20 protein-coding genes are annotated in these 20,340 nt (G+C 49.7%); 6 read left to right on the top strand and 14 right to left on the bottom strand.

Annotated elements, in window-relative coordinates; translation table 11 throughout:
* Positions 1 to 291: 291 nt before the first annotated feature.
* Together CKO_RS23775 and CKO_RS04490 are read left to right on the top strand one after the other, a co-directional pair.
* Entirely contained in the window at positions 292 to 339 is a 48-nt protein-coding gene (locus CKO_RS23775) for a hypothetical protein (RefSeq protein WP_418222342.1), read from the top strand.
* 19 nt (positions 340 to 358) lie between these two features.
* A complete protein-coding gene (locus CKO_RS04490; protein ID WP_012131931.1) occupies positions 359 to 583 on the top strand; it encodes a DUF2594 family protein in 225 nt (74 codons plus the stop codon).
* 66 nt (positions 584 to 649) lie between these two features.
* On the opposite strand, the gene sdiA is transcribed toward CKO_RS04490, so the two are convergent.
* The 14 genes from sdiA to CKO_RS04420 all read right to left on the bottom strand — a co-directional run bounded on the left by sdiA (position 650) and on the right by CKO_RS04420 (position 16,237).
* Positions 650 to 1,372: a quorum-sensing transcriptional regulator SdiA gene (sdiA, locus tag CKO_RS04485; protein ID WP_012131930.1), complete on the bottom strand. Its 723-nt coding sequence runs from the start codon at positions 1,370 to 1,372 to the stop codon at positions 650 to 652.
* 233 nt (positions 1,373 to 1,605) lie between these two features.
* Positions 1,606 to 2,358: an L-cystine ABC transporter ATP-binding protein TcyN gene (gene tcyN, locus CKO_RS04480; RefSeq protein WP_012131929.1), complete on the bottom strand. Its 753-nt coding sequence runs from the start codon at positions 2,356 to 2,358 to the stop codon at positions 1,606 to 1,608.
* Positions 2,355 to 3,023 (bottom strand): cystine ABC transporter permease, encoded by a 669-nt coding sequence (gene tcyL / locus CKO_RS04475; RefSeq protein WP_012131928.1) that lies wholly within the window; start codon positions 3,021 to 3,023, stop codon positions 2,355 to 2,357. Before tcyL ends, tcyN begins: the two co-directional genes overlap by 4 nt.
* A 21-nt stretch (positions 3,024 to 3,044) precedes the next feature.
* Entirely contained in the window at positions 3,045 to 4,031 is a 987-nt protein-coding gene (dcyD, locus tag CKO_RS04470) for a D-cysteine desulfhydrase (protein ID WP_024130239.1), read from the bottom strand.
* Between the two features lie 107 nt (positions 4,032 to 4,138).
* Positions 4,139 to 4,939: a cystine ABC transporter substrate-binding protein gene (gene tcyJ, locus CKO_RS04465; protein WP_024130238.1), complete on the bottom strand. Its 801-nt coding sequence runs from the start codon at positions 4,937 to 4,939 to the stop codon at positions 4,139 to 4,141.
* An 87-nt stretch (positions 4,940 to 5,026) separates the two neighbouring features.
* Positions 5,027 to 5,578: a flagella biosynthesis regulatory protein FliZ gene (gene fliZ / locus CKO_RS04460; protein WP_012131925.1), complete on the bottom strand. Its 552-nt coding sequence runs from the start codon at positions 5,576 to 5,578 to the stop codon at positions 5,027 to 5,029.
* 60 nt (positions 5,579 to 5,638) lie between these two features.
* Positions 5,639 to 6,358 carry an RNA polymerase sigma factor FliA gene (gene fliA, locus CKO_RS04455; protein ID WP_024130237.1) on the bottom strand — a complete coding sequence of 240 codons (720 nt, stop codon included), beginning with the start codon at positions 6,356 to 6,358 and terminating at the stop codon, positions 5,639 to 5,641.
* A gap of 146 nt (positions 6,359 to 6,504) precedes the next feature.
* Positions 6,505 to 7,677, bottom strand: a complete 1,173-nt coding sequence (locus CKO_RS04450) for a DegT/DnrJ/EryC1/StrS family aminotransferase (RefSeq protein ID WP_024130236.1) — start codon at positions 7,675 to 7,677, stop codon at positions 6,505 to 6,507.
* A gap of 44 nt (positions 7,678 to 7,721) precedes the next feature.
* Complete coding sequence (locus CKO_RS04445; protein WP_012131922.1) at positions 7,722 to 8,411, bottom strand: WbqC family protein; 690 nt, start codon at positions 8,409 to 8,411, stop codon at positions 7,722 to 7,724.
* Positions 8,408 to 9,475: an FkbM family methyltransferase gene (locus CKO_RS04440; RefSeq protein ID WP_012131921.1), complete on the bottom strand. Its 1,068-nt coding sequence runs from the start codon at positions 9,473 to 9,475 to the stop codon at positions 8,408 to 8,410. The genes CKO_RS04445 and CKO_RS04440 overlap by 4 nt, the downstream gene beginning before the upstream one ends.
* Before the next feature lie 11 nt (positions 9,476 to 9,486).
* Positions 9,487 to 10,767: an ATP-grasp domain-containing protein gene (locus tag CKO_RS04435; protein ID WP_012131920.1), complete on the bottom strand. Its 1,281-nt coding sequence runs from the start codon at positions 10,765 to 10,767 to the stop codon at positions 9,487 to 9,489.
* Positions 10,754 to 11,764: a hypothetical protein gene (locus CKO_RS04430; protein WP_134863674.1), complete on the bottom strand. Its 1,011-nt coding sequence runs from the start codon at positions 11,762 to 11,764 to the stop codon at positions 10,754 to 10,756. The genes CKO_RS04435 and CKO_RS04430 overlap by 14 nt, the downstream gene beginning before the upstream one ends.
* Positions 11,765 to 11,830: 66 nt before the next feature.
* Positions 11,831 to 15,073: an O-linked N-acetylglucosamine transferase family protein gene (locus CKO_RS04425; protein ID WP_048902382.1), complete on the bottom strand. Its 3,243-nt coding sequence runs from the start codon at positions 15,071 to 15,073 to the stop codon at positions 11,831 to 11,833.
* Between the two features lie 291 nt (positions 15,074 to 15,364).
* On the bottom strand, positions 15,365 to 16,237 hold the full coding sequence (locus CKO_RS04420; protein WP_012131917.1) for a flagellin N-terminal helical domain-containing protein: 873 nt from the start codon (positions 16,235 to 16,237) through the stop codon (positions 15,365 to 15,367).
* A 337-nt stretch (positions 16,238 to 16,574) separates the two neighbouring features.
* Between CKO_RS04420 and fliD the strand changes: the two genes are divergently transcribed.
* The 4 genes from fliD to amyA all read left to right on the top strand — a co-directional run bounded on the left by fliD (position 16,575) and on the right by amyA (position 20,340).
* Positions 16,575 to 18,002: a flagellar filament capping protein FliD gene (gene fliD / locus CKO_RS04415; RefSeq protein ID WP_012131916.1), complete on the top strand. Its 1,428-nt coding sequence runs from the start codon at positions 16,575 to 16,577 to the stop codon at positions 18,000 to 18,002.
* A gap of 9 nt (positions 18,003 to 18,011) precedes the next feature.
* The gene (gene fliS / locus CKO_RS04410; RefSeq protein ID WP_012131915.1) at positions 18,012 to 18,422 is read left to right on the top strand and encodes a flagellar export chaperone FliS; all 411 of its coding nucleotides are present in this window, start codon (positions 18,012 to 18,014) and stop codon (positions 18,420 to 18,422) included.
* Positions 18,422 to 18,784, top strand: a complete 363-nt coding sequence (gene fliT, locus CKO_RS04405; RefSeq protein ID WP_012131914.1) for a flagella biosynthesis regulatory protein FliT — start codon at positions 18,422 to 18,424, stop codon at positions 18,782 to 18,784. Before fliS ends, fliT begins: the two co-directional genes overlap by 1 nt.
* Positions 18,785 to 18,852: 68 nt before the next feature.
* Complete coding sequence (gene amyA / locus CKO_RS04400) at positions 18,853 to 20,340, top strand: alpha-amylase (RefSeq protein WP_012131913.1); 1,488 nt, start codon at positions 18,853 to 18,855, stop codon at positions 20,338 to 20,340.

The following is a 20,340-nucleotide window of genomic DNA, read 5'->3' as shown; positions in this document are numbered from 1 at the left end:
TTGCTCTCGTTTTTGGAAATTAGATTGTACGCTTCGTGGAAACTCCCACAGCTAACGGCCTTTTTTACCCTCTATTTCTGCATAATAGTTTCAGAATAGTGACAAAAAATTCACTCACTTCCGTCGAAATGCTAAATAGGCAAGTAACTTTGTAACAATAATTAACGCGCGAAATACGCGAGGTAAACAAAAAAATGAGGAAAATATATGCCTCGCAAGGCGTTGTTTATTTTAATGGCGCTGGTTTGATTTGCGATCAAAAAACAACCACTGCTATTTTTGGCGCAGCTTATGGTATACTCCGCCGCCTTAACATTTGCCATCGCACTTTTTCACTGAAACATAACGAGGAAAATAAATGAGTACGCCTGATTTTTCCACTGCCGAGAATAATCAAGAACTGGCCAATGAAGTCACCTGCCTGAAAGCCATGTTGACCCTGATGCTACAGGCAATGGGGCAAGCCGACGCAGGGCGCGTGATTCTTAAGATGGAAAAACAGATCGCGCAGATTGAAGATGAAACGCAGGCCGCGGTATTTTCCAGCACTGTTAAGCAAATTAAACAAGCTTACCGCCAGTAACAGGAAACCGGCTGAGAGTGAAACTTTCAGCCGGTTTTGCGTCTGGCACGCAGAACATTCGTTTTTTCAGATCAGGCCCGTCGCGGCCGCATAGCAGGCAATCTGCGTTTTATTCGGCGCGTTAAACTTTTTCTGCATGTTTTTCTGATGAAAGTTAACGGTGTTCTCTGAGATTGACAGAATCATCGCGATCTCTGATGACGTCTTTCCTTCCGCCGTCCACTTCAGGATCTCTTTCTCTCGCTTACTGAAGCGCATTTCTGGCGTCATCACCATTTCATCCTCCAGCCGCGTCAGCGCCGACAGGCTCTCACGCACCAGCAGTTGCAACCGGAGTTCAATTTCATCATGTGCAAACGGCGCATGGCGGGCGCTCGCCCGGGAGACAGAGAGGAAGCCCAGCGCCCGATTCGGCAGCATCAGGCATTGCGTCGCCCCCCGGCGTAGACCGTGCGCGCGCGCCGCGTCCCATAGCGACTGCGCTTCGCTAAATAAGGCATCATTCCATGCCAGATGCCCCTGGCGGAAATTTTCCGGCTTTAATACCGGATCAATAGAGAAATAGTTTTCAGACTGATAATGCGCCACCCACGCTTGCGGGTACGTGGTGTGAACGGAGATTTTTGGCCGCGTAAACGGGACGGGATGGCGAACGCACAGCGCATAATAATCATATTCAAGCTGCTGTGTCTGATGTTGTAATTCAGTGTAGACATCTTCTGCCGTCGCCATTTCCTGAAAGCGTACCAGCATACTCCGTCGCCAGGTGAAGAAATCATTTTCCTGCATACTAAACGGTAACACCCCTGAGATTGATAATCATTATAATGTTTAAAACAAGCTAACACATAAATGAAGTTTATATGTAGAAAATATCGGTCAGATGGCGAATTACTTGAGGTGTGTTTCACCCGGCAGGAGAACACAAAGGGATTACGGCTATAATCAGGCGGGTATTATTGATATTTATTTAAATACACTCGCCCAAAACGGGATTATTTCAGGCGAGTGCGCAAAAACACTTATTGCATCAGGAACTTCTCAAGAAACTGACGCGTGCGTGGTTGCTGAGGATTGGCAAATAACGGTTTGGCCGCGCCCTGCTCCACAATGCGCCCCTGATCCATAAATATCACCCGGTCAGCCACGTCGCGCGCAAAGCTCATTTCATGCGTCACGATGACCATCGTGCGCTTTTCCTGCGCCAGCTGGCGTATCGTACTGAGCACCTCCCCCACCAGCTCAGGGTCGAGCGCGGAAGTCGGTTCATCAAACAAAATCACCTCCGGGCGCATCGCCAGCGCGCGGGCAATCGCCACACGCTGCTGCTGCCCACCGGACAGACGACGCGGATAGCTGGTCTCTTTCCCGGCCAGTCCTACCTTCGCCAGCAGTTCCCGCGCTAATGCCGTTGCTTCGGCTTTGGGCTCGCCTTTCACAATCACCGGCCCTTCAATGATGTTCTCCAGTACGGTACGGTGCGGAAACAGATTAAAGTTCTGGAATACGAACCCCACATGCTGACGCAACTGGCGAATTAGCCCTTTTTGCTTGTTTAACGAGCTTGCGGTATCAATGGTAATGTCGCCCACTTTGATGGTGCCCGCCTCAGGCTGCTCCAGCAAATTAATGCTGCGCAACAGCGTTGTTTTACCGGAACCGCTGGGGCCGATAATCGCCACCACCTCACCAGGTTTCACCTCCAGGTCGATGCCGTGCAACACCGTCTGACCGTGGAACTTTTTCACCAGGTTTTTAACTTCAATCGCACTCATTTTGGATCTCTCTCCTGGCGGTTAAGCTGCTCTTCAAAATAGTTTTGCAGCGCGGAAAGTACCGTCGCCATCACCCAGTAGATCAGCGATGCCGCCAGATACATGGTGAAGACTTCCAGCGTACGCGAGGTAATCAGCTGCGCCTGACGGAACAGTTCCGGCACCTGAATCGTCGCGGCCAGGGAGGTATCTTTCACCAGGCTGATGAAACTGTTGCTCAGCGGCGGCAACGCCACGCGGGCGGCCTGCGGCAAAATCGCGCGACGCAGCGTCTGCCACGGCGTCATACCGATACTTGCCGCGGCTTCCCACTGACCTTTGTCGATAGAAGAGATCGCCGCACGCAGCGTTTCCGAAGTGTAGGCTGCGGTATTCAGCGACAGGCCAATCATCGCCGCCGGGATCGGGTCCAGCTCAATGCCAAACTGCGGCAGGCCGTAGTAGATCATAAAAAGCTGGGCAATAAGCGGCGTACCGCGAAAAATGGAGATATAAAAACGCGCCAGCCAGCGGACAGGCAGCAGGGGCGACATACGCATCAGCGCGAGAATGAAGCCCAGCAGCAGGCCGAAAAACATCCCGCCAATACTCAGCTGTAGCGTAAACACCGCACCTTTAAGCAGATACGGCAGCGAGTCAATCACCAGTTGGATACTTTCTTGCATGAGTGTTTTTCTACCCGGAAGTTACACGTGAGGATGGTAGGCAAACAGCGCTGGCGCCCCACCGGTATGAATAAAGAGAATCGGGCCTTCATCTTTGAAGCGCTTCTGGCTGATGCCATCGATCAGGCCCGCCATCGCTTTCCCCGTATAGACCGGGTCAAGCAGAATGCCTTCCAGGCGCGCCAGCAGCTTCACGGCCTCCATCCCCTCTTCATTCGGCGTTCCGTATCCCGGCGCGAAATAGTCGTCCCACAGCAGGATGTCCGCCGAGGCAGTCAGTTCCAGCTCTTTAGCAATCGCTTGTTGCAGCGTAACCACTTTGGGCTTCTGATCGATAACCTTGCGCGACACGGTCACGCCGATCAACTCAACATCTGGCATCAGTTGTTCCAGACCTACCGCCAGCCCGGCGTGCGTACCGGCGCTTCCCGACGCCACCACCACGGAGGACAGCTGTACCGCGCCCTCGCACTGTTGAGCGATTTCCAGCGCGCTTTCCACGTATCCCATCGCACCTAATGGGCTGGAGCCGCCGACCGGAATCACATACGGCCTGAAACCCTGCGCCTCAATGCGGGTCGCCAGTTCCTGTAGCTGGGCATCAGGATCGGTCAGCGCGTCGCACATCTCAATTTGCGTGTTAAAAAGATCCAGCAGCAGACGATTGCCGTTGGTCAGGTAGTTTTCCGCCGTCGTACCGATGGGATTTTCCAGTAACGCAACGCAGTGTAATCCCAGTTTTGCCGCTACCGCCGCCGTCTGGCGAACGTGGTTCGACTGGATGGCGCCCGCCGTAATCAGTGTATCCGCGCCTTCACGCAGCGCATCGGCAGCCAGAAATTCAAGCTTACGCAGTTTATTCCCGCCCATTGCCATCGGCGTTACGTCATCGCGTTTAATGAAAATGTCGCGACCCAGATAATCAGATAAACGCGGCAGGTATTCGAGTGGCGTTGGCGCGCCAATAAATTCCAGGCGTGGGAACCGCGTTAAATTATGCAGTGGCATAAAGCCTCCGGTATTCATTGTTGTGATGTTCTTTTTATTATGCACGTTCAAACGGATGAAATAAAAAAGGCGCCGTATTAAAGCGCCTTTTTTTGCAATTATGACGATTATTTAGTCACATCTGCGCCAAACCATTTCTCAGACAGCGCTTTCAGCGTGCCGTCTTTCTGCATATCGGCAATGGCGCCATCTACCGCTTTCAGCAGATCTTCATTGCCTTTACGCAGCGCCACACCGGCTTCCTGACGGGAGAACGCTTCGCCGGTAACGGCCAGCGTGTCTTTGGTTTTCTTCACCAGATCCAATGCGGCCAGGCGATCCACCAGAATAGCGTCAATACGGCCTACGCGCAGATCCTGGTATTTCGTCGGATCGTCATCATAGGTGCGAATGTCTACACCCTGTACGTTCTGGCGCAACCACTCTTCGTAGTTTGTTCCCAGACCGACGCCGACCTTCTTACCTTTCAGGTCAGCCGCCGTGTTGATGCTGCCTTCATTGCCTTTTTTCACCAGCGCCTGAATACCAGAAATGGTATAAGGTGTTGAGAAATCGTATTTTTTCTTACGTTCGTCGGAGATGGTGACCTGGTTGATAACCACATCAATACGTTTGGAATCCAGCGATGCCAGCATACCGTCCCATTTGGTCGGTTTCAGCGAGGCTTTTACGCCGAGGTGTTTCGCCAGTTCTTCTGCGAACTCCACTTCGAACCCGGTCAGTTTGCCGTCATCACCCTGGAAACTGAACGGCGGGTAAGTCCCTTCCAGGCCTACCAGCAGCGTGCCGCGCTCTTTTACTTTGTTTAACAGACCTTCATCTGCATAACTCTTCACGCTCATCCCGGCGACAAGTGCAACTGCCATCACACCCATCAGAGCCTGACGTCCCAGAAGTGCTAATTTCATAGTTACCCCGAATGTTGTCATTAATGACCGTAGTGTAGAGGGTTTGCTGCTAATCACAAACACGACTCCGCTACATGTTATTCATTTTTAATATATATCAGAAGTAGCCATCCGGGATGATTTCTGCATCTGTCCGGCATGCGTATGCGTTTTATACTGTTCGTACTTACGCAGCGCGATCCGATAGTTATTGGTGCTGGTTTCGGGTAACCACGGGGCCAGGTTTTCATCAAGAAAACCTTCCTGTAGCAGGTCGTGAGAGATGTTCTGTTCGGTGAGATGGTTGCCCAGGCGACGCAGGCGCACGACATATTCACGCACGGTGCCGTGGCTCATTTCAGTTTGCTCAAACAAGAATTGTTTAAAACCGATGATGTCAAAGAAGTCACTCTGCTCTTTGCAGTGCAGATCGCCGCAGAAACGGCACAGCGCCGACCACTCCTTCTGCTCCTCCTGCCATTGTGCGTCGTCCATCAGCGTATCCAAGCGGGAAATCGCGATTTTATTGACAATCTGCCCCCGGCGAACCAACGTGATCCTGTCGAGCAATTTATGGCAATGAGCGCAATGCGTCTGGCTGTGTTTAAAGTCTTTGAGGTAGCGGCTTAGTGGCCGTCTTTTAGATTGCTGCACCGTCATGAGAACTCCTGGTAGTCAATACGTTGTGCGGCACTATTAAGGGGCGACGACGATCGCCCTTTATAACTTACCCAGCTTGGTGCGTAGACGTTTGATGGCCTGGCTGTGCAACTGGCTTACCCGTGACTCGCCGACTTCCAGCACCGCGCCAATCTCCTTCAGATTGAGCTCTTCCTGGTAATACAGCGTCAACACCAGCTGCTCGCGTTCTGGCAACGATTCAATCGCATCCATCACACGCTGGCGTAAATTGCTCTCAAGGAGCTGTTGTAACGGGTTTTCCTGCTGGTGTTCTTCCGTCACCAGCTCAATGCTATCGCCATGCTCTTCCCGCCACTCGTCATAAGAGAAGAGTTGGCTGTTATTGGTATCAAGCAACATCTGACGATACTCTTCCACAGGAATCGCCAGCCGCTCCGCCACCTCAGTTTCCGTCGCGTTGCGCCCTAATTCCTGCTCCAGTTGCCCCATCGCCTGCGCCACTTCGCGAGCATTGCGCCGGACGCTACGCGGCACCCAGTCACGGCTGCGTAGTTCATCCAGCATCGCTCCACGAATACGCTGCACTGCGTAAGTGGTAAATGCCGTTCCTTGCAGAGCGTCATATCGGTCAACTGCATTCAATAACCCGATACCGCCCGCTTGTAGCAGATCGTCCAGTTCCACGCTCGCCGGCAAACGCACCTGCAGGCGCAATGCTTCGTGACGCACCAGCGGTACATAACGCTGCCACAGCGAGTGTTTATCCATTACACCTTCAGCGGTATACAGTGAATTCACGATAAACAGCCCTGCGTTAGTTGAGTTATCGGCATGATTATCCGATTCTGGAGGGGTTTTAATCGGGTGAATAGTGGGTGAAATGAGGGGTTATTTGGGGGTTACCGTTATTTATAACCCCCAATTCCCCTCAGGGGATCTAAAAATCAGGCAACGCGCTCGGCAAAAATCTCACCAGTTTTCAACGCTGATGAGTCACTACTCACATTTTCGCTCACTCCTTTTAACAATGAAGCAATTTCTACCTGTACCTCTTTCTCAAGGCCAGGATAGAGAGGCAAACAAAGGACTTCATCTGCACGTAATTGCGCAATTTTAAGTTTATCTTGTCTGGCGCTCTCCAGCGCACGATACATTGGGAAGCTACTAATTAATGGGTAGAAATAACGGCGGGGCATAATATTGTGGGACTTTAATAAATCATAGACCCCATCTCGCGAAACAGGAAACGCATCCGAAACCATAATTGGGCAATAAGCATGATTCCATGCAATATTATCCGGCGGGATCAGCAGTGAGATACCAGGAATATCAGCCAGGAGTGTTTTATAGTTATCAAACAGCGCCGCGCGCTCAGCTAATGCTTTATCGATATGGCGAAGTTGCAATAAACCAAACGCTGACTGAACTTCATTCATTTTGCCATTTATGCCAGGCGCCACAACGGTGGTTTCCCCGGCAAAACCAAAGTTTTTCAAATAATCAATGCGTTGTTTCGTTTTTTTATCATGGCAGATAATCGCTCCGCCTTCTATCGTATTGAATACTTTCGTGGCATGGAAACTCAAGACAGATAAGTCGCCTTCGCGCAAAATGGTTGTCCCTTCCCGCTTAACACCAAAAGCGTGCGCTGCATCATAAATCACTTTCAGACCATAAATATCAGCAATCTGCTGAATATGCGCGGTGTCACAGGGGATGCCATAACAATGGACAGGCAAAATAGCGGTAGTTTGCGGCGTGATTGCCTCTTCAATTTTCCGTGGGTCCATATTACAGGTGACAGGGTCAATATCGACAAAAACCGGTTTTAAGCCATTCCACAGTAGCGAATGCGACGTTGCCACAAAGGAATACGGCGTGGTAATCACTTCACCTGTGATGCGTAACGCCTGAAATGCAGTTAGCAACGCCAGCGTACCGTTTGCAAACAGGCACAAATGTTCAACACCGAGATATTCCGCCAGCGCCTCTTCAAGTTGCTGGTGAAATGGACCTGCATTGGTTAATTGTTTGTTTTGCCATATTTCTTCCAGATAAGGAATAAACTCATCAAGAGGTGGCAATAAAGGACTGGTAACAAAAATGTTCTTATCCATAATTTCTCCGCCCGCACCGATAAACGAAAGCGCATCGCACCGCATTAAATTAACTGATACTGCCCCAATAACACTTTCACCTCAGAGGGGGAGCAGTTCATTAGCACATCAATAATTGACAATCCGGCATGGAATTTACCCCCACCCTGAGGGTAATGAACATCATCCATTTTAATAAATGACAGTTTCATTCCCTGAGCGACAAATTCATCAGAATGATAAAGATGCTGCCCACCAGGACTATTGATGTAATGGTCTCCACCGAGAGTTCGGCAAATGTTCATCACCTTCCCGCTTGCAGTTTCATCACATGAATAATTCAAATCACTCGCCATGTGAAGTGACACTTCAATGCCAAGCCAGGCAAATATCTCTTTAAACGCATACTGGCAAAGCGTGGGGATCTGGCGCTGCTCGGCGGTCAACACCTTCTCAACAATACTAAAAACTGGTTCAAAATATGGCCTTTTATGATACGCCTGATGAACTGTTTTCAGCACCTTAGCAACATTAACGTCAAAGCTTAACGTATTTATTTTTTTGAAAGATGAAGCGCCCGGCACAGCAACGGTAAAGCGCTGAGGAGAGTTCCCCATCAAAATGGTATTACGATTAATGTAGCCCTGACGGATATAATTTACGTCATCATAAATTACAAACTGATCGACCGCATTAATCAGCTGAAAATATCCCAGGTAAGGGAATAGATAGGGCTGCATAATGCCGATTTTCATTGTGCACCTTTTCTGGGGACAAAATAGTAAACGGTTTCCAGTAGCCCTTCCGTATAGTGACGCAGGTAAATGTCGTAGTCCTCACGATAACCCAGCACCTGCTCAGGCAATGTTCTGAAATCATCAGGTTTGTGATAGCAACAGACGGCAAGCAGTGGATGCTGTTGACGAATAATCCGTTTTGCTCCTTCCAGAGCCTGTAACTCAAAACCTTCGATATCCATTTTGATGAACGTCACTCGCCCTTTTAACACATCGTCAAGGGCTACCATTTCAACATCGATCCCCCCGTCTTCGCTCGCATGCGAAGTCGACCCCGAGGAAGAAAAACTCAGCTTCTGCTGGCTGTGCGAGACGCCACAGGGATAAACATAAACATTTTCCCTGCCCTGCATCGCCTGTTGAATACTCTGCGCCTGGCGCGGTTCTGGTTCAAAGATACATACTGTGTTATAGCTGGGAAATCGACGCATAAACTCAACGGAAGTGGCGCCGTCAAAACTACCGCAATCAATAAAATGTTCGGCATATTCGCCAATAAAGGGCAGATCGAAGTACTGATCGTTCAGGCAAATATTATACTGCGCAAGAAACTGTAGCTTGTTGGTAAGCCTGAAGTTGATGATATCGTCAAAAGTGCGCTTTGAAATATCATCCGCAAGGAGCGCACGGATACGCTCATAGGCTTCACGGTTCTCGGCGTAGTCGCGCACAAATTCGGGTTGATGATACCAGGTCGGCTTGCTTAACAGGTGGCTGAAATAGCGATAAAAGCTGAAGTAATCGATCTGTTTATGTCCCGCTGCCGACAGCGTTCGCCATGCCGATACCGGGCGGCCATCCATAATCGAAGAAACAATCAACGCGTCCGAAGGAACCTGACTTAGAGAGATAATCGGAAACCCGTCAATCTGAGTTTGCGTTGTTTTATTATCAATGATGCCCTCAACGTTAAATACCTTTGCCATTTCAATACCATAACTCGTCAGTCCAAAGATATAACGAGGTGAGGCTTTCTCGATAAACGCATGGCAAAAATCGGCAATTTGCTCGTCAGTCAACATAACAGGCTCTCTTAGCGCAAATAAAACTCAACGGCATCAACATCCAGAACGAGCACATCTTTCAGCGTTCGGACATCCATCCGCTCAGGAAAATAGTTATCAATAAACAAACTGTTTGGCTGTATATATTCTGACTTTCGCTCTCCAGAAGTCAGATGGATGACCTCATCGAAAAGGTTCAACGCAACCCCTGCGCACATAAGGGTTTCTTCAGGTTTTTGCGCATGGCGAGTAATCAGCGTAATGGCTTTTCCCTGCGCCCGACTCTGGTATAAAAACGCCATGACGGCAGGTACCGCAAAACCATCGATAATGAGGGTGTCGTCAAGATCGACATAGATTCGCTGATAGTTGAGTTCACTTCGCGTTCGGGACACAATGGTCCGATCAACGATACCGACACTCATTTCCGGGAGAGCGACAACATCGCGTCCCATAAAGTCATGGATAGCCATAAGCGGTAAATTCACCCCTCTGGCACGCTGAAAAACCATTGCGCCAGCAATCCTGCAGGCCACCTCCAGCAGTTTCCATTTCCCTGTTCTGTCGCGTTTTAGCTGTACAAACCAAGGGCCACGAAGCGCCAGTCGCGCATTTATCGTTTCGACAATGTCGGTTATTTCATCGTCAAGAACGACCTCTCGTGAACGCATGCTGATACCCGCCCGAACACGTTCACGGGTACGAGGCCCAGCCCAAATCAAACGGCGGTTTCGGTCAGTGAAACAGTCGACGGTGATCTCCTCTCCCGGCAGATATTCCACCACGATCGCCTGCGCGACGGATTCAATCGCCTGTTCCAGAGACAGGCGGTTATTTACTCGCTGTACACCATTTCCCCCCTGTCCACAGTCTGGTTTTACGATCGCCGGCCAGTCGTCAATTGTTGCAAGATCGCAGTATCGATGAGGGACCCAGTGGCAATCGTCAAATAGGGCATAGGTAGCGCTTTTATAACGTAGCGTCTCCGTTACCTGACGATCGCCATTAACCAAAAAGTAGTGCTGCCGGGGTTCATTAAGTTGTGCAAGTTTTAACGCGACAGAATCATGCGTAGCGAAAACGACATCAATCTGCTTCTCTTTCACCAGTCGCAGAAATTGTGCGTCGAAGTCGTCAGCATGAATATTGGGCATATCACCGGCATAATCGGGAAAACGAAACTCCCCGTGATCGCTTACGCTTGATGCCCCCAGCAGCAGACCAATATGGACGGAATAGCGCAGCGCGCTATAAATCTCACCCGCATTCTCTGCACCGCAAGGGAAAATAAGGACATTAATTTTTTTCATCAGAACCTTCCCCGGTATATGAGAGATACGCAATCACAAAATCTGCAAGAGATTGCATTTCATCCAGCCCATAACGATGGTCCACAGGCAACGGTAGGATGTGTCTGATGTAACGGTGTTCAATCGAATCGACACTCACTCTTTGCAAGGCATCAAGCCAGTAAACAGGAATAAAAATTCGGCGCTGACGAAGCGCTTCGCGCAGATTTTCATTTTCAGTCAGTAGTGGGTAGCAAAGCGGGCCGCATTCTGGCCTGGCAGGTAAATTTAGCGCATTGATACAGGCAAGACGCTGATACAGGTAATGGTAATTTTCAAGGCGTCGCTGCTCACAGGCTTGATAATCGATCCCGGCTAATAAACGATGAGTCAGCATAGACATGCCTTCCCCCGGTAGTTCCTCCAGCGTTTGCTCTGCCTGTCGGTAGGCGGTGTAACCAGCCTCTGCGCCCTGCGCCAGGCGAATAAGAAGATGCCCAGTGCGCTGAAGAGAACCTGATTCCTCTGTCGGAGGGATATCCACCGGTATTGCACCAGCCAGCATCCCGCCATCAGGAACGCCGAAAAATTTCCTGGGTGAGTAGATCGTTGCCAGACCGAGTTGCGGCGCGGAGAAAAAGGCCTGAGAGTGATCCCAGACGATCTGCTGTGGATTAAACCGTTCCATGAGCGACTGAGCCAGGTTATCGACGAGGCCAAAATAGTTAACCGCAAGCACCCAGTCACCGTTTTCTGGCTGAAGATCGTCCGCAGGAGCAAACGCGGCGTCCAGAGAATAAAAACGTACGGGAATACCTAACGTTTCGGCAGGCGATAACATTGCATTGCAGATCCAGCGAGGCATCCAGAGCGCTGAAGGTTGCCCTTTTTTCAATAGAGCATAAAAGGCCGCACGCGCAGAACTGAAACACTGCGCATCAGAATACAACGTCTGGCTTATTAACGCCGTTTCGAGGGGGAAATATCCACCTATAGCATCAGTCAATGTGTTATTCACTCTCTTCCCCCACCAGCCCTACATAACCTCTTCGCCGTAAATGCCTCACTCACACCAGTTCGCCCATTATGTATCGCTATTAATCACCACTGGCGCAGGCGGCAACCCCTGACAATAACGCTGCCAGATAATCTCCAGAGCCCGCTCGAAATAAATGGCTTCTCGCACCTGAGATACACTCTTCTCTTTCAGGCGAGAACGCAGCGACTGGCGCAACTCAGCCAACGCATGGGTTTGTTCAGACAACAAAACCGCCTTAGCGATGTACTGTTCTTTGTCAACGGCCACAAAATCCTGCAGCCCACAAAAATTCAGCCCGGCGCTGCACTGTCTGGAAGCGATGGTGTCCCCGGCAATAGTTAATGTAGGAACACCCATCCAGATCGCATGCCAGGTCGTCGTTCCCCCGGTATAAGGAAAGGTATCCAGCAAAACATCAATGTCGTTATGTAATGCCAGATACTCATGCAGCGACATCTTTTGCCTGAATAGCAACCGTTCCTCATTAATGCCCTGCTCTTTAAACAACATTCTGAAATGGTTAACCATATTGCTGTCAGACATATAGCCAATAAGCAAACGAGCCTCAGGTATGCTGTGCAAGATCTTGCTCCAGACGCGAACAACCTCATCATTGATTTTTTTCGGGCGGTTAAAGCTGGCAAAAGTGATAAAGCCATTTTTCAGCGCAGGCAATGGACCAACATCAGGGCTCTCTTTATTCGGATGGAACTGCTGAACCGCTGGAAGATAAATTAATTTTTCAACAAAGGCAGGATCCAGAACGCCCGGTTCCGCAAAACGACTATCAATAAGGTAATAATCTACCGTCGCCATTCCCGTGGTTCCGGGATAACCGATCCAGGAAAGTTGGACAGGTGCTGGTTTTAACGCAAAAGCCGGCAAACGGTTATAACCAGTGTGCCCGGAGAGATCGACAAGGATATCAATTCCATCCCTTTTAACCTGCTCAGCAAATTCGAGGTGGCTTAGATGTGTGACTTTTGACCATACGCAGGCACTCTCCATCAGTCGCTCGGTTACCTCATCCTGTAGTGGGGAGTTCTGGTAACCGTATATTTCAAAGCGATCGCGATCCAGCGAATACCAGACCGGCGCGAGAAAATTCGTCACCGGGTGGCGGCCAAAATCTCCAGAAACAAATCCGATACGTAAGCGAGATTTCTCTTCGCGCGTATGAGTGATAGTAAACGGCTGTTTACTCGCCCAACGTTCAGCGGCCAGGCCAAACTGCTTATGTTCTTCCAGCAGATCCTGCGCTGTAAGCTCTGTGCTGTGCGTCAGTCCAAACAGTAAGTTGGTGAAGGCATTAAAATTACCCGGCTCCAGCTCGACCACACGGCGTAAATAAGGGATCGCCTCGCTCATTTTTGACTGATCACCAAGGATCGTTCCCAGATTCTCAATAATGCCTGCAGAACGCGGTTCTATCTCTATTGCTTTACGCGAACACATTTCCGCCAGCGTATATTCCATCATTTCACGGTAAAGAGAACTGAGAAGATCCCATGCCGCAGCATACCCAGGTTCGGCGCGCAAGATCGCCCGTGCCAGACGCCCTGCTTGCCAACGCCAGTTTTTACGATAAAAAATAGCGGAGAGCTCATAAAAAATACGCCAGCTACTCGACTGCAACGAGAGCAACGACATACTGGCTTTCAGCCCGGCGTCATAATCGGAAGTACGCAAATAAAAATTTGCCAGAAGATAGTGCACATGGACATTATCTGGTCTCTGTGCAACCAACCGCTCAATGCTCGCACGCGCCTGCTGGAATCTGCCTTCCTGCATTAACTTTTCTAGCTGTCGATGAAAATCCTCTTCCACCGGGGCCAAAGCCGGCATGGATGTCTTTTTCTTGCCCGGCGTTGCTATGGCGGAAGGTAAAAAGCCGCCGTTGGCCTCCGTACCGGAATAAAGAATCAGCGAGAAAACAAGGGGCCAGGTTTCTTCAGCCGGAAAATGGCCGATAAGCTGCTGCAAAAAAGCCCGCCAGGCTTTGGGAGCAGCCGCCACCATCCCCTTCTTAACCAGACTAAACAAGATTTGCGCATTCTGCGCCGTTACCACCAGCGTCGGAGCAGACATCGCCGACAGCTCTTCGTCATTCAGTTCTACAGTTTCATGCCAGCGGTTAATGGCATATTTACCTCTTGTCGCCGCCACCCACTGTGCCGGCGCCGCCTGGCAGGTATCGTAAACGCTCTTATCCAGAGAGAAATGTAAGTCAGGTAACCCTTTCAAAAAAAGAGCCGACAGTGACTGGCTGATATCCTCCCGCCATGCTTTATCCTCTAAGTCGGGCTGACGAACGTTATAAACGAGCTGTTCGAAAGTGAGGCTTGAGGGCCAGCCGTCGCCGAGAGCATCAAGGAGAGCCAGCGTAGCGATATCATCCGTAGAGACAGGCGTTTCGCTATTTGCGGTTAACGTGTTGAGAATCCTTCCTTGCAGAGACTGACGGCGAAAACTTCCTGCCCAACGCAGATCTTTCAGTTTCGTCAGGTCCGGCAACACAGACACCGTTTGCGCATTGTCGCTATGGGTCAACAGGCTAAAACGCGTGCCGCGATTCACTGCGAAATCAAGATACTGTTGGATCAGAATTTTGTTATTGAGTGGACTGAGCACATTGTGTAGATGTTGGATCTTTTCATCATAATGCGCCGCAAGCTCTGTCCATGGTAGTAAGTCGCCGACATAAGCCAGGCCAAAAGTCTCGATCACACCCGCAAATTCAAGCAAGTAACGGTACTCGTTTGGTGTTTGCAGAAGGCTATGGCTAATCAGCAAATCTGATAATGTATCGCTACTTTTTAAAAATGCAGCCTCCCCGGTGACGCCGTTTAGCTTTAACCAGCTTAACATTGCCCGGGAACTGGCGATTTGCGTTTCGATATCATTCGCCAGACTGCTATGAATTTGTACCGCGTCGCGAATAATCTCGTTTATTTTTGCACCAGGATGGCATTCCCATTCAATGGCAATACACCCCTGAGGGCTTAAATGCTGTTGGCAAAACGCAAGGAGTTGGTCGCGAATATCATTACTCAACCAACTAAAGCTGCCATGAATAATAATATAATCATATTCACCGATATCCTGGCAGAGTAAGTCATCAAGAGAAAGTGAAAAAAGTGCCAGGTTATCCGGCGCACTGCCCAGTAGAGCCTGTTGCGAAGAAAGAGAGTTTTCGCTCTCAAGCTCCACGCCGACAAAGCGCGAGTTGGGATACATCAGCGCCTGCGAATACAGTGTATAACCTTCCCCTGCGCCCAGTTCAAGCACTCTGGCGGTATCAAGGACAGGCGTTGTCACGCCATACAAATGGTTAACAGCCCTGATATGGCCCGGGGTGGAATAGCAAATGCTGTAGCTCTTATCTGACTCTGTAGGCAATCCCAAAATTAATGCTCCCGCCGGTAATCTCTTTACAGTAATGACCAGATTTACAGTACAGGAGTGGGATATTTTTAATGGCGTAAGAAGAGACTTAATTTTTGCTTTATTCGTGGTATCTGCGCGGGAATAAAAAAACCAGTCCGAAGACTGGTTTTATAAAGAGGCTGGTCCGTGCGATTAACGCAGCAGGGACAGAACAGTCTGCGGAACCTGGTTTGCCTGAGACAGTACAGAAGTACCAGCCTGCTGCAGGATCTGCGCGCGGCTCATATTGGAAACTTCAGTTGCGTAGTCAGCATCCTGAATACGAGACTGTGCAGCAGACAGGTTGGTTACGGTGTTGTTCAGGTTAGAAATGGTGGATTCGAAACGGTTCTGAATCGCACCCAGGTCAGAACGCTGAGTATCAACAGCTTTCAGTGCAGTATCGATAGAGGACAGCACGTCAGTAGCCAGAACGTCGAAACCTTTGGTGGTAACGCTACGCGTTTCACCAGAAGCCAGACCCGTAGTAACACCAGCAGTACCGGTTGAATCAAATTTGTTCCAACCGCTGTTGCCATTAATGGTGATGTCGATTTTCTGAGTGTCGTTAGCGCCAACCTGGATAGAGATAGTTGTAGCAGAGTCAGTACCTGCCAGGATTTTAATGCCGTTGAACTGGCTCTGGCTGGCAACACGGTTGATTTCGTCCAAACGCTGGTTAACTTCAGACTGAATGGAGTCGATGTCAGAACCAGAGTTGGTGCCGTTCTGAGCCTGAACAGCCAGCTCACGGATACGCTGCAGGTTGTTGTTGATTTCGTTCAGAGAACCTTCAGCAGTCTGAGCAATGGAGATACCGTCGTTAGCGTTACGCGCAGCCTGAGTCAGGCCTTTGATGTTAGAAGTGAAACGGTTAGAAATCGCCTGACCAGCAGCATCGTCTTTAGCGCTGTTGATGCGCAGACCAGAGGACAGACGCTCGATAGCCGTGCCCAGAGCAGACTGAGATTTGTTCAGGTTGTTCTGAGTGGTCAGTGACATCAGGTTAGTATTGATAACTGCCATAATTTAATTCCTTCAAAAATGGGTTCTAAGTTCGGTGCCGAACACTCACGGCGTCTCTCACCGTCAACAAGGGTATCGGCGCAACTTCACAGTACTTTAGAAATAAACGACAAAAACTTTTAACTAATTATTTTTAAAGGTAATTAAATGCAGTTTTCACATTTTTTAGAATCAAGAACACGATTGTTTTGTATAAAAATAAAACAAAAACAATCCCTCTATATGCCCTTCTCACCCCGCCCTTTTCTGCCGATTATTTTTTTACGGTCAATGTAAACTTTCACCGAAAGTTGCCGATACAGAGAGCTGTACACCCAAGACTTTAAGGAAAAAAGACATGCCTACTATTAGTAACCTGGGGGTTGGCTCTAATCTGGATCTGACGACGCTCTACAACCAATTGGAAGCTGCTGAAAAAACAAAATTAACATCAATTACAACTCAGCAGACAAACTATAACGCCCAGTTGAGCGCGTACGGTAAGTTACAAAGCGCATTAACCAATCTGCAGACTGCCACTGCGGCATTGGGTAAAACAACAACCTGGAACTCGACAACCGTTAGCAGCACTAACACGGCATTCACTGCCACAACAACCAGTGAAGCTACTGCCGGAAGCTACACAGTCAACGTGAGTCAGGTTGCCAAAGCACAGGTATTGATGTCCGGCAAGATTGACAGCAACACAACAAAACTGGGCGAAACAACGACGAACGGTACGCGCACAATTACGATTACGCAGCCGGGAACCAAAGATCCTTTAGAAATTACATTGTCGGATTCCGACACCAGCCTGAACGGTATTGCGAAAGCCATTAATAATTCCAATGGTAACGTCTCCGCCACGGTAATGAAGGCTTCTGACGGCGACTATCGTTTGATGCTGACATCAAAAACGACGGGTACGGACTCAGACATGACCGTAACGGTAACCGGTGACGACACGCTCCAGCAGGTTATCGGTCACGATGCTTCAACAAATGCGCTAACCGAGCAGACCGCATCGCAGAACGCAAAACTGACAGTGAACGGCGTCGAACTTGAACGTTCAAGTAATATCATTTCTGATGCGCTGCCAGGCGTCACGTTGACGTTGAAGAATAAAAGCACCGCCGACGAAACGCTGGAATTAACCCGTGCAACAGAAGAGAACAGCAAAGCAATAAATGACTGGGTAACAGCCTATAATGCGCTACAGTCAACCATCGCCAGCGTGACGAAGTACGTCAAAGTTGAGCAGGGCAAAGATCAGTCAGCAACTAACGGTGCGTTAATGGGCGACACCAACGTGCGTTCCATTCAATCGCAATTACGCAGTCTGCTGACGGATGTACAAGGCGGCGCTTACGCCATTATATCTCAACTGGGTATTACTCAGGATCCGGTGACCGGCGCCGACGGTTCGACAGGTAACCTGAAAATAGACAGCACTAAGCTAACGAAAGCATTAACTGATAACCCACAGGCGGTTCAGGAATACTTTATCGGCGATGGCAAAACGACAGGTTTTGCTACAGAAATGAACAATATGTTGACCAAAATGCTGGATACCTCCGTCGATCAATCCGGGGTTATTAAAAACGCGCAGGATGGCATCAACAAAACGCTCAAGACATTAGAACAGCGCTATGACGCGATGGAAGCCTCCATAGAAGCAACTATGGCGCGCTACAAAGCACAGTTCACCTCACTGGATAAGTTGATCAGTCAGATGAACAATACTGCAAACTACCTGACACAGCAGTTTAGCTCATCCAGCAGTTAAGGAACTGATATGTATAGTAAAAGTGGTGTTCTTTCCTACCAAAAAGTCGGGGTGGAAAGTGCGGTAATGAGTGCCGACCCACACCAACTGATTGTTATGCTTTTTGACGGAGCACTAAGCGCTCTCGTCAGGGCACGACTATTCCTGGAGCAGGGAGAACTGTTATCGAAAGGTGAAGCGCTGTCAAAAGCGATCAATATTATTGATAACGGCCTCAAGGCGGGACTCAACATGGACGTTGAAGGAGACCTTTCCCGCAATCTGGCATCACTTTACGATTACATGATACGTCGTTTGTTACTGGCCAACTTACATAACGACGTCGAAGCTATCATTGAAGTAGAGGGATTGCTAACCAATATCGCTGATGCCTGGAAACAGATTGGCTCACCGGTTTCACCCGTTCAGGATACCCTTTGATGACTAACTTCATCCCGTCACTTACCGACTGGCATGCCCTGCATGCCCTTAGTATCACAATGTTGGATCTCGCTCATTCAGGGAAATGGGATGAACTGATTGAGCAGGAGATGAATTATGTGCAACTGGTAGAAGGTATTGCACGTAACCCCATCTCTCCCGGCAATACATTTCTGATAAACCAGGCAAAAGAGATCCTGAATGCCGTACTCCGTAACGAGGCTGAGTTAAAAACGCTGTTGCAGCACCGTATGGAAGAGCTACGTCAGCTTATAGACCAGACCGGAAAACAGCAGTCCGTCTCCACGACATACGGGAACCTGGCGGGAAATATTCTGTTCCCCAGTAACCTGAATCAATAATTTTTATCCACCTGTGAAAAATCATCCATACTCCAGAAGTTAGCCTGACGGCTTCTGGAGCACGGAAGATGAAAAACCCCACGCTATTGCAGTACTTCCACTGGTATTACCCTGACGGCGGCAAGCTCTGGCCAGAACTGGCTGAGCGCGCTGGCGGCCTCAATGATATCGGCATTAATATGGTCTGGTTACCGCCCGCCTATAAAGGCGCGTCCGGCGGGTATTCCGTAGGTTATGACTCGTATGACCTGTTTGATCTGGGTGAGTTTGATCAGAAAGGATCTGTCGCCACAAAATATGGCGACAAAGCGCAGCTGCTGGCCGCCATTGAGGCGCTAAAGCAAAATGACATTGCGGTTTTGCTCGACGTGGTCGTCAACCACAAAATGGGCGCGGATGAAAAAGAGGCCATTCGCGTACAGCGGGTCAATGAAGATAATCGCACGCAAATCGATGACGAGATCATCGAATGTGAAGGCTGGACGCGTTACACCTTCCCTGCCCGCGCCGGTCAATATTCGCAGTTTATCTGGGATTTCAAATGCTTCAGCGGTATTGATCACATCGAAAACCCGGACGAAGACGGCATCTTTAAGATCGTCAACGACTACACTGGCGACGGCTGGAACGACCAGGTCGATGATGAGATGGGTAATTTCGACTATCTGATGGGCGAAAACATCGACTTTCGCAACCATGCGGTCACCGAGGAGATCAAATACTGGGCACGTTGGGTAATGGCGCAAACCCATTGTGACGGCTTCCGCCTGGATGCGGTCAAACACATTCCGGCCTGGTTTTATAAAGAGTGGATAGAACACGTCCAGGAGGTAGCGCCAAAGCCGCTGTTCATTGTGGCGGAGTACTGGTCTCATGAAGTGGACAAGCTACAAGCCTATATCGATCAGGTGGATGGAAAAACCATGCTGTTCGACGCGCCGCTACAGATGAACTTCCACGAAGCCTCTCGTCAGGGGCGTGATTACGATATGAGCCAGATTTTCACCGACACGCTGGTGGAAGCCGATCCTTTCCATGCCGTAACGCTCGTGGCAAATCACGACACCCAACCGTTACAGGCGCTTGAAGCGCCCGTTGAAGCCTGGTTTAAGCCGCTGGCCTATGCGTTGATCCTGTTGCGGGAGAACGGCGTACCGTCAGTGTTCTACCCTGATCTCTACGGCGCACATTACGAAGATACGGGTGGCGACGGCGAAACCTACACCATTGATATGCCCGTTATTGGGCAGCTCGATCAACTGATTCTCGCGCGCCAGCGTTTTGCCCACGGCATCCAGACGCTCTTTTTCGACCACCCCAACTGCGTTGCCTTTAGCCGTAGCGGTACAGACGACGATCCTGGCTGCGTGGTCGTACTTTCCAACGGCGATGACGGCGAGAAGACCATTACGCTAGGTGAAAATTACGCCAACAAGACCTGGCGTGATTTTTTAGGCAATCGGGAAGAGCGCGTAACCACCGATGAAAAGGGGGAGGCCACGTTTACCTGCAACGGCGGCTGCGTCAGCGTATGGGTCATTGAAGATGTGCTGTAA

The organism is Citrobacter koseri ATCC BAA-895 (assembly GCF_000018045.1).
Taxonomy (GTDB): domain Bacteria; phylum Pseudomonadota; class Gammaproteobacteria; order Enterobacterales; family Enterobacteriaceae; genus Citrobacter_B; species Citrobacter_B koseri.
Note: the sequence above shows the minus strand (reverse complement) of the source record. Positions and strands in the feature narration are given on the sequence as shown.